Genomic DNA, 292 nt, shown 5'->3' on the forward strand with positions numbered 1-292 from the left:
CGTCGCCGCCAGGGCATCTGGGCAGGTACTCTGCCTGCCAATCTACCCGGCACTCACCGATGCAGATCAGCAGCGAGTGATTGACCTGATTTTGGAGTTCTGACAATGGCCCAGTTGGCCCGCGAGGTGATCGACAGCATGGGGTTTGCGACGGTCGGCGAGAACGTCCTGATCTCGGACCGCGCGTCGTTCTACAACTGCCCCGGTATTTCGCTTGGCAGCAACGTGCGGATCGACGATTTTTGCGTGGTATCTGCAGGCGCCGGCGGTATATACATCGGAAATCATGTCC

General features: G+C 58.9%; 1 pseudogene. It reads left to right on the forward strand.

The features are described 5' to 3' along the window. Positions 1–105 precede the first annotated feature (105 nt). Positions 106–292 (forward strand): annotated as a pseudogene (locus tag LZP69_RS16060) (acyltransferase); the annotation flags it as partial.

It is taken from the genome of Shewanella sp. AS1 (genome assembly GCF_021412565.1).
Lineage (GTDB): Bacteria > Pseudomonadota > Gammaproteobacteria > Enterobacterales > Shewanellaceae > Shewanella.